The organism is Clostridium sp. CAG:265 (assembly GCF_000436575.1).
Classification (GTDB): domain Bacteria; phylum Bacillota; class Clostridia; order Clostridiales; family Clostridiaceae; genus Clostridium; species Clostridium lentum.
On sequence record NZ_FR886580.1, the window covers coordinates 1 to 9,626 of the forward strand.

The 9,626-nt window shown below is 29.4% G+C and carries 6 protein-coding genes and 3 pseudogenes; 6 read left to right on the forward strand and 3 right to left on the reverse strand.

Annotation, left to right across the window (positions count from 1 at the left end):
- Window positions 1-188: 188 nt before the first annotated feature.
- The 4 genes and pseudogenes from Q5O29_RS01050 to Q5O29_RS01065 all read left to right on the forward strand — a co-directional run bounded on the left by Q5O29_RS01050 (window position 189) and on the right by Q5O29_RS01065 (window position 5,167).
- The gene (locus tag Q5O29_RS01050) at window positions 189-1,196 is read left to right on the forward strand and encodes a LacI family DNA-binding transcriptional regulator (protein WP_022211175.1); all 1,008 of its coding nucleotides are present in this window, start codon (window positions 189-191) and stop codon (window positions 1,194-1,196) included.
- A gap of 214 nt (window positions 1,197-1,410) precedes the next feature.
- Window positions 1,411-3,072, forward strand: coding sequence for an alpha-glucosidase (locus tag Q5O29_RS01055; RefSeq protein WP_022211176.1), 1,662 nt, complete (start codon window positions 1,411-1,413; stop codon window positions 3,070-3,072).
- A gap of 25 nt (window positions 3,073-3,097) precedes the next feature.
- A pseudogene (locus Q5O29_RS01060) lies at window positions 3,098-4,374 on the forward strand (PTS transporter subunit EIIC).
- A 4-nt stretch (window positions 4,375-4,378) separates the two neighbouring features.
- The gene (locus Q5O29_RS01065) at window positions 4,379-5,167 is read left to right on the forward strand and encodes an endonuclease/exonuclease/phosphatase family protein (RefSeq protein ID WP_022211179.1); all 789 of its coding nucleotides are present in this window, start codon (window positions 4,379-4,381) and stop codon (window positions 5,165-5,167) included.
- A 67-nt stretch (window positions 5,168-5,234) separates the two neighbouring features.
- Here the strand turns inward: Q5O29_RS01065 and tnpA are convergent.
- The 3 genes and pseudogenes from tnpA to Q5O29_RS01080 form a co-directional block, all read right to left on the reverse strand.
- A pseudogene (gene tnpA / locus Q5O29_RS01070) lies at window positions 5,235-5,657 on the reverse strand (IS200/IS605 family transposase); the annotation flags it as partial.
- Window positions 5,623-6,975, reverse strand: a complete 1,353-nt coding sequence (gene iscB / locus Q5O29_RS01075; protein WP_302631542.1) for an RNA-guided endonuclease IscB — start codon at window positions 6,973-6,975, stop codon at window positions 5,623-5,625. The gene iscB and the pseudogene tnpA, both read right to left, overlap by 35 nt.
- 327 nt (window positions 6,976-7,302) lie before the next feature.
- A pseudogene (locus Q5O29_RS01080) lies at window positions 7,303-7,641 on the reverse strand (ECF transporter S component); the annotation flags it as partial.
- Window positions 7,642-7,841: 200 nt separating this feature from the next.
- Here Q5O29_RS01080 and Q5O29_RS01085 point away from each other — a divergent pair.
- Both Q5O29_RS01085 and Q5O29_RS01090 read left to right on the forward strand, forming a co-directional pair.
- Window positions 7,842-8,186 (forward strand): hypothetical protein, encoded by a 345-nt coding sequence (locus tag Q5O29_RS01085; RefSeq protein WP_022211183.1) that lies wholly within the window; start codon window positions 7,842-7,844, stop codon window positions 8,184-8,186.
- A complete protein-coding gene (locus Q5O29_RS01090; protein ID WP_022211184.1) occupies window positions 8,176-9,405 on the forward strand; it encodes a hypothetical protein in 1,230 nt (409 codons plus the stop codon). Before Q5O29_RS01085 ends, Q5O29_RS01090 begins: the two co-directional genes overlap by 11 nt.
- Window positions 9,406-9,626 lie beyond the last annotated feature (221 nt).

A 9,626-nucleotide genomic window follows, 5' to 3' on the forward strand; every position in this document is an offset into this window, starting at 1 on the left:
AAGGTGTCCGGGGTTCGATTCCCCGGTAAGCCACCAAATTCAATGCTGAGATTATATAAAAAGAAGTACATGCGTATATGTACTTCTTTTTTTTATAAAATTAGTGTAATATTATGAATATAAATAAAGAAAATGCTTAAAAATTGGAGATATAAGCAAGCTATTTTAACATAAGTGAGGGTTATAACATGAAAGTTACAATTAAAGATGTTGCTAAAGAGGCTAATGTTGCTACTTCTACCGTCTCGAGAGTTTTATCTAATAGTCCGAGAATAAGTGAAGAAACTAAGAAGAAAGTAAACGCTGCTATAAAAAAATTAAATTATACTCCCAATGTGGTGGCTAGAGGTTTGGCTAATAATAGAACAAGGATACTAGCGGTAGTACTGCCAGATGGAGCTGAAAAGATGTTTTCTAATCCATTTTTTGCACAAGCTTTAAAGGGGATAAGCGTTTGTGCACAAAAGGAAAATTATTATATCATGTATGGCTTTAAAGAAGATTGTAGTGGTGATGGGTGGATAAAAAAATTTACTGAAAGTAATTTAGTAGATGGATTATGTCTTTTTAATGCAAAAGATAATGATGAAGATATAGAGTATTTAAAAAAAATAAACTTTCCTTTTGTTATAATAGGGCGTCCTGAAGAAGTGAAGGGAGTTTTATGGGCTGATAATGATAATTTTCAAGCTATGTATTTGCTGACACAAAAATTAATAGAGATGGGTCACGAAACAATTGGCTTTATAGGTGCAAAAGGAAATTTAAATATGTCCAAGGATAGATTAGAGGGATATAAGCAAGCACTTAGGAGTAGAGGTGTTGAAGCTAGGGAAGAATTGATAATAGAATGCGCTGATTTTACTGAAAAATGTGGTTATATTGCTATGGAGGATATTATAAAAAATGATGATGTGACAGCAATACTAACAACTGATGATTTGCTAGCATTTGGTGCACAAGATAAGATGAAGGACAGCGGTAAGGAACAAATAGCAGTGGTAGGATTTAATAATACTCCTCTAGCAGAATATAGAAGTACTCCTTTGGCATCAGTGGATGTAAAGGCGGAAGAGTTAGGTTATTACGGGGCAAAACTTTTAATAGATAAGCTTGAGAGAAAAAATATAGGAAAGAACTTCTATATAATTGATACAGAACTAGTGGAGAGAAAATCATTATTTGTAGATTTGTGAAATGTTAGTGCAAACGGTTGCCAAATGATAAAAATTAAAGAAAAATAGAGGAAAATGAGAATAGATTTTAAAAATCAGCGAATTTGGTACTTGTAAACAATTTCAAATAATGTTACATTATTAATGTAATATAAAATCTTAAATATATACAGTTGAAAAACTGTATATATATTTTAAAGAAAAAGCAAACGGTTGCACAGAAGGGGAGATATAAATGGAGAGAGTATGGTGGAAAGAAGCTGTAGGTTATCAGATTTATCCAAGAAGTTTTAAAGATTCAAATAATGATGGTATAGGAGATATAATAGGTATTATTTCTAAGCTAGATTATTTAAAGGAATTAGGTATAGATGTAATATGGGTTTGTCCTATGTATAAATCACCTAATGATGATAATGGATATGATATAAGTGACTATCAAGATATTATGGATGACTTTGGAAATATGGAAGATTTTGATTTGTTGCTTGATGAAGTACATAAAAGAGGGATGAAACTTATCATTGACTTAGTTATTAATCATACAAGCGATGAACATCCTTGGTTTATGGAGTCAAAACTTTCAAAAGATAGCAAAAAGAGAGAGTGGTATATTTGGAGAGATGGAAAAGATGGTGTTGAACCTAATAATTGGGAAAGTATATTTAAAGGATCAGCATGGCAGTATGATGAAAATACAGAACAATATTTTTTACATTTATTTAGTAAAAGACAACCAGATTTAAATTGGGATAATGAGGAAGTAAGACAAGAGATATATAAGATGATAAACTGGTGGCTTGATAAAGGCATTGATGGGTTTAGAGTAGATGCCATTAGTCATATAAAAAAGGAACCAGGATTAATAGATATGGAAAATCCTCATAATTTAAATTATGTATCATCCTTTGAAAAACATATGAATGTTGATGGAATACATGAGTATCTTGAAGAATTAAATAAAAATACTTTTGCTAAATATGATATTATGACTGTTGGTGAAGCAAATGGTGTAGATGCCAGTGAGTCAGAAATGTGGGTTGGTGAAGAAAATGGTAAATTCAATATGATTTTTCAATTTGAACATTTGAATTTATGGGGAGAAGTAGGAGAAAATAAATTTAATGTTAAAGAATATAAGAATGTCCTTACAAAATGGCAAAATGCTCTAGAAGGAAAAGGATGGAATGCATTATTTATTGAAAATCATGATATTCCAAGAGTGGTTTCTTCATGGGGAAATGATAACGAATACTTACAAGCATCAGCTAAGGCATTTGCATTAATGTATTTCATGCAAAAAGGTACTCCATTTATTTATCAAGGACAAGAAATTGGAATGACAAATGTTAGATTTGATTCTATTGAAAAATATAATGATGTGAAGAGTATAAATATTTATGAAGAAAAGATTAATGAAGGAGCTAGTGTCCATGAAGCTTTAAAAGCAGTTTCAAGTATTTCAAGAGATAATGCACGTACGCCTATGCAATGGGATGCATCAGATTATGCAGGGTTTAGTGAAAATACACCATGGATTGATGTAAATGAAAACTATAAAACAATAAATGTTGAGAAACAACTGGCTAATAAAGATTCAGTATTAAATTTCTATAAAGATTTAATAAAGATTAGAAAGGAAAATCTTTCTTTAATATATGGAAAATATGATATGATTCTTGATGAAGATGAAAATATTTATGCATATACAAGGACTTTAAATAATGATAAATATGTTGTGATAGTAAATTTATCAGATGAAAAAGCATTATATAAGTATGATGATTTAAATCTTAATTATGAAAACTTAATGCTTGCAAATTATAAGATAAGAGAGCATGGAATGTTAAATGAGTTGGTATTAAAGCCTTATGAGGCTAGATTATACAAGGTATAAAAGAAGTATTGAGGGGGAATATAAAATGGGAAGAGAGAACAACAAGGGTAAGTTATTTTCATTTGATTTTTGGCAAAAATTTGGTAAAACTTTAATGGTGGTTATTGCAGTAATGCCTGCTGCAGGTTTAATGATTTCTTTAGGGAAATTAATTGGGATGTATTCACATCACTTTTTGGTAGCACGTTAGTAGTTTCAGATTATTTTATTGATATTTTAGGAGCTCCAGCACTTAATATGGGTGTATTTGTTGGTATAATTTCAGGGTTTTTAGGAGCTGTAATATATAATAAATATTATAATTACAATAAGCTACCACAAGCATTAAACTTTTTTAATAGTAAGAGATTTGTACCTTTCGTAGTTATTTTATGGTCTACAGTTACAGCACTTGTGTTATCTGTTATATGGCCATTTGCACAAGGAGCTTTAAATAGTTTTGGTATGTGGCTTGCTAATTCAAAAGATACAGCACCAGTATTAGCACCTTTTATTTATGGCTGTTTAGAACGTTTACTATTACCATTTGGTCTTCATCATATGCTTACAATACCAGTAAACTATACAGAACTTGGTGGAGTTTATACAGCATTAACTGGAGCTTCAGCAGGAGTTACAATTGCTGGTCAAGATCCGTTATGGTTTGCGTGGATTACAGACTTAATAAACTTAAAAGGCGCAGGAGATATGACAACTTATAATAATATAATTTCAACAGTAGTTCCAGCAAGATTTAAAGCAGGACAAGTTGTTTTATCAACAGTTTTATATGTAGTTTACGCTGTTATAACAGGATTAGGTTTTACCATAGCAGGTTTAATCAATTTAAGAGTACATTCATTTGGTGCTATCGAATTATTCACTCGTATTCCAATGCTTGTTAAAGCAGGGCTTACTTCAGATATAATCAACTTTGTAATAGTTTGTGCAGTATTCTTTGTATTAAACTATGGAGTATTTACATTCTGTATTAAGAAATTTAAGATACCTACACCAGGTCGTCTTGGAAATTATGATGAGGAAGAAACAAGTGTACAAAAGGAAGCAGCTGTTACATCAAATAATATACAAGCTTTAAATATTATTGAACTTTTAGGAAATAAAGATAATATAGAAGATGTAGATGCATGTATGACTAGATTAAGAGTTACAGTTAAAAATTTAGATAAAGTTGCCAATGAAGAAAAATGGAAACAAAATGGAGCTTTAGGACTTATCCTAAAAGGAAATGGTGTACAAGCGATTTATGGACCTAAGGCAGATATATTAAAGAGCGATATTCAAGATATAATAGGAGTATAAAATTATGAAGCTTATGACATTGAATTGTCATTCATGGCAGGAAGAAAACCAGCTAGATAAGATAAAGATCTTAGCTGAAAGAATAAAAAAAGAACAATATGATGTTATAGCCTTACAGGAAATAAGTCAGCATATTGATGGTGAATATATTTCAGAAAATATAAAAAGTGATAATTATGTACAAGTGCTTATTAATGAGTTAAACAACATAAATGAAGATTCTTATAAATATGTATGGGATTTTTCTCACATAGGATATGATGTATTTGAAGAGGGACTGGCAATATTATCGAGACATAAGATAAAGTCGTATGATTCATTCTATGTTAGTCAGAATCAAAGTGAAAATAATTATAAAAGTAGAAAGATAGTAAAAGCAACTATTGAGGCAAATGGAAAAGAAATTGATTTCTTTTCCTGCCATCTAGGTTGGTGGAATGATAAAGAGGACCCATTTAAGAAACAAGTAGATACTTTACTTAAGCATATTGATGATAATAAGCTTTCATTCCTTATGGGAGATTTTAATAATAATGCATTGTTAAGAAATGAAGGATATGATTATATTATTGCAAAAGGAATGATAGATACGTATATAATGGCAGAAGAAAAGGATTCTGGCATCACTGTTAAAGGCACAATAGATGGCTGGAGGGAGTGCAGTGAAGATAAGAGACTTGATTTAATATTAAGTAATAAAAAGATAGAAGTTAAAGACTCAAAGGTGATATTTAATGGAGAAAATTACATTGTATCAGATCACTTTGGAGTTGAAATAAATATAAATTTGTAAAATATATAGCATCACACAAAAAAAGAGCTATCATATTGAAATTTTTCAATATGATAACTCTTTTTTTATTTTGTATATATTTTTCAATTGTTTCCTTAGAAACATTTCCAATGCTGCATGAGAAATATCCATCTGACCAGAAAGTTTTTTCTTTCCAAAAGAACTTAGCTAATTCCATCATATTATTATTTTGCCTCCACAATCTATATGTAGAAATTTGCTTAAACCATCGGACTAAATCTAAAACTGACATAGTTGGTTTGTAATGTACCAGTAGATGTATATGGTTCTTATCTACTTCCATTTCTACAATCACAATATCCTTCTCGTTGGCTATATCATAAAATATTTGTTTAATTTCATCTCCAAATTTGATAAGCAAATTTCTTCGGTATTTTACAACAAATATAAAATGAACCATTAACATATATTTACCGTGGTTTTTACTAACATAATTAATAACTCCAGTTAAGCCCTTTCTTAAAAACATAAGGTATTAATAACTCCACTTTAGGAACTTTTTTAATTTCCTTTAAAGCGATATACTTGCCTTCATTTTGAGTGCCTTTAACAGTATAAACTTTTCCATCATATTTAACTAAATCATTAGGTTGATAGAAATATTTTTGTTTTCTTATTCTGCGCTGACCTTTTGATATTTTAGCACCTCTATATTTTCTTAAATTTTCTGTATTAAGATTTTTGTTTCTTGTGCTTCTACCACAGCTTAAATCTCCACCAGAAACCTTTTTTCCTGTTCTAATATCTATAATTTTTGAATCATAGAATTTCTCTAAACTTCTATTTTTGAGCCTATCTTGAATTACTAAAAACCTGGCTTTAGTTCGAGCTTGATTCGTTCCTTTTGCGATAGCAAAAGCGTCGTTTAAATGGCTCTTTTCGATACCATTTTGAATTCTATGATTTTTAGTAATATATCCATAAGTTATAGACACATTATTATGTTTAGATTTTAATTCATTAACTAAATACCATCTAATCATATTCATAAATGTAGCATCTTTAAAACCTCTAACTTTTTTACCATTCACGCACCAATCATAAAGAAATTTTCCCTTCTTATGATTAGCGGGAGTATGGCATTTGCTACAAAGTGTAATTAAGTTTTCAGGTCTATCACTACCGCCTTCGCTTCGGTATCTAATGTGATGAACTTTTAATATCTGCTCTTTCTTATCTTTATGTTTGCAGTTTGGATTTTGACACTTATGACCGTCCCTGTGAAGGACAAATTCTCTCACATTCCAAAAACCAAACATATCCCCATTTTGATAATCAATACCAGAAATCAAATCATCTTTCATCTTTTGAATATCGAAATTAGCAACTTCAATAGTAATTTTCCCTATTGGAAGTATATTTTTTAAATAATCTATAAATTTAATGTGAGTATCCAGTTTGTGCTTTAAAGATGGAGCTAACCAGCCTTTTTTCTTAGACTTAACTCTATTATTCCATCTAGCTTTTCTATATCTTAATCTACTTCGTCTAATTCTTCTATATGAAGCTTTTTCTAATAATCTTTTTTTCATTCCTTCAAGAAGTTTAACTTCTCCAGCGATATATTCTTGTTTTGCGTCTATGACGCTAAAACCGATATTAGAATATCCACTATCTACACCCAAATTTAGTTTTTGTGTATATTCAGTTTTAGTTTTGTATGTTAGCTTAACTACAAAAGGTCTTAAACTTACAACTTTAGCCTTCTTTTGTTTAAGTAGCTTTCTAGCTTTTGCATTAGATGTAGGCATAAGAGCCTTTCCATCTATACTTTTAACATAAACCATAAAAGTCATTCCTTTTAAATTAATCTCGCCCGAAGGCGGTAAGCTCCCTTCGCCAATGTTATCCGAAGGTTTTGTATACAAGCAACACTTCTCCTGCCATCAGAGATGTTTAATCGCTTACCACAGAGCTTAGAACTTGGGAAACATTCTAAGGTGTCTATATATTCTCCAGTAACGTAGTATATTCGCTGTGCAAAGCACATTCCGATATACTTAAGCTATTCAACCATCACATTCGCCCGAAGACTATGCAATACTACTTTCAGAGAAGAGACTAGGGATTTTCATCCCAAGCCCCTATCCCTTTAGGGTAGTGGGCTGTTGACTTTTAATAAAATCATATACATAATAAGTAACTATACCAATTAATATTCTTGGAAGTAATGCAATCATAGGATTCATAAATATGAAAGATGTTAAATTAGGTGCAGTTATATTTTGATACATTGAAAATAATCCAAATATAAGACCAATGGAACCACCAACTAATGGACCTTCTAAAATAGCTCCAATAATTACAGGGATGTGCATTATAGTTAAATTCATTACTGGAAGATGGATGATTCCTAAGGGGGTAAGTCCAAGGAAAATAGATATACCACCAAGCATTCCAATAATAACTAGTTTTCGAGTTTTTGATCTATAATTTTTTAAAGTATTGTCCATAGTTACCTCCTACGATTATTAGTATTACATTTAATCAATATAATTATATTTTTAAATGTAAATAATAACAATATTTTTTGTAAAACTGTCAATAAACAATGAAAAATATTTATTGAATACTATTTAACAGATATATCTTGAATAGTATAATATATATAATATAAAATATAGCTTGATAATAAACAAAGGAGTAGCTGGATATGGAATTATTTAAAATAAAGGATTTAGTATTTAGAAAAGAGGATTTCTTAGATGATATCAGTGAATTTGAAGATATATTACCTATAATAAAGGAATTACAAGATGGATTGTCATATGAAGAAATAGAATGTGTTGGAGTAAATGATTGTTGTAATGAAACAAATAAGAATTATGTTGTTGAGATACAAGGATTTATAGATTCAAATGATGAGTTTATTACAAAGGAAGAGTTAATGACATTAGGCAATATTGATGAAGATATGTTAGATACATTTATAATTACAATTCATATGTGTGTAAATTGTGGAAAATGGGTACTAGGAATTTTAGAGGATGAAATATAGCAAAATGAAGGAAACTATAAAAGAGTTTTTCTATAGTATACTTAATAAGATAAAGAGTGAAGAAAAAACTATAAGAGTTAAAGTATATATTGTTGTCTTGATTATAGCTATAGGGGTCAGTGTTTTTAATCTAATTAAGCCTATGAGTAAAAAAGAATTAATTAATCAGCTGGAAATGGCTTTACTAAAAGGAAAAGAAAACTGGGCAGAAAAAAATATAAAGATTGATGGAGTAAAAGCAGATGATGATGAATTAAAACCATTAATTGATTATTTTTTACTTAATGACGAAGATGTTGAGAGAGTAGTTGATAATCTTAAAAAGAATAATAAAAGTGTAATTTTCACCATTGAAAGTGAAAAAGGGCTTTTTGGGGAAAATTATTATTTAAATATAAGTACTATAAGCATAAGTATTGCTTCAGATATAAAAGAAGCCATTATATATATAAATGGAAAAGAAGTGAATGAAGAAATTGTTACTTTAATACCTGGAAGATATGAAGTTTCATATAAATTAAAAACAGATTATGGTGATATTGCAGAAAGTAAGGACATGGAGTTTTTAGAGGATGGAGACATAAATGTTGAAGTAGCAGCAGAATATATTACATTATATTCTAATTTCAATGATGCAAAAGTTTATATTAATGGAAAAGACACTGAAAAAACTGTCAGTGAAATTAAGACATATGGACCTATACCAAAGAATAAAGATATAATTATTTATCTTACCAAAGAATTTCCTTGGGGAGTGGTTAAAAGTCCAGAGGTGAAGATTCAAGAAGATAATATTTTAAAACTTGATATAAATATGGCTAATGATAAGCTTTTAGCAACTATAGAAAACACATTAAGAGGATTTTATAACAGTTTATTTGATGCTTTAAATAATAAAGATATATCATTAATGGAAAATGTTGAAGAAAATTCAAGAGAAGAAATTTTCAATTCCATTTATGAAAAAACCATGATTTTTTCTAATAACTATACCATAGATGATTTAGAATTAAAAATTGCCAATAGTGAGTTTAAATATGAGAATGAAAGGTATGTAGCAAATATCTTAGTAGATATCAATTATAGTGTTGCTAAAAAAATACTTCCTTTCATAAAGGAAGAAAAAGAAGAACGTTTTTTAATTGTTTTAATATATGATGAAGGAAAATGGTTAGTTGAAAGTAGCCAAAGAATAGAATTGGAATTAGATGAGCAATAAGTATATATTAATACCAAATAGGATAATATTAAAAAACAGGAGGAGGAAATGGAAAAAAAACAAGGAATTTTAAAAGAAACACCAGAATATGAAGATTATGATGTAAATGAAGCTAAATTATCTGTTCAAGAATTAAGAGAATTAGGTATAATAAAATGTGGAGGATGCAAAAGCAGTGGAAAATGTGCTACATGTAATTGTTCAACTGGATGTTGTAAGAA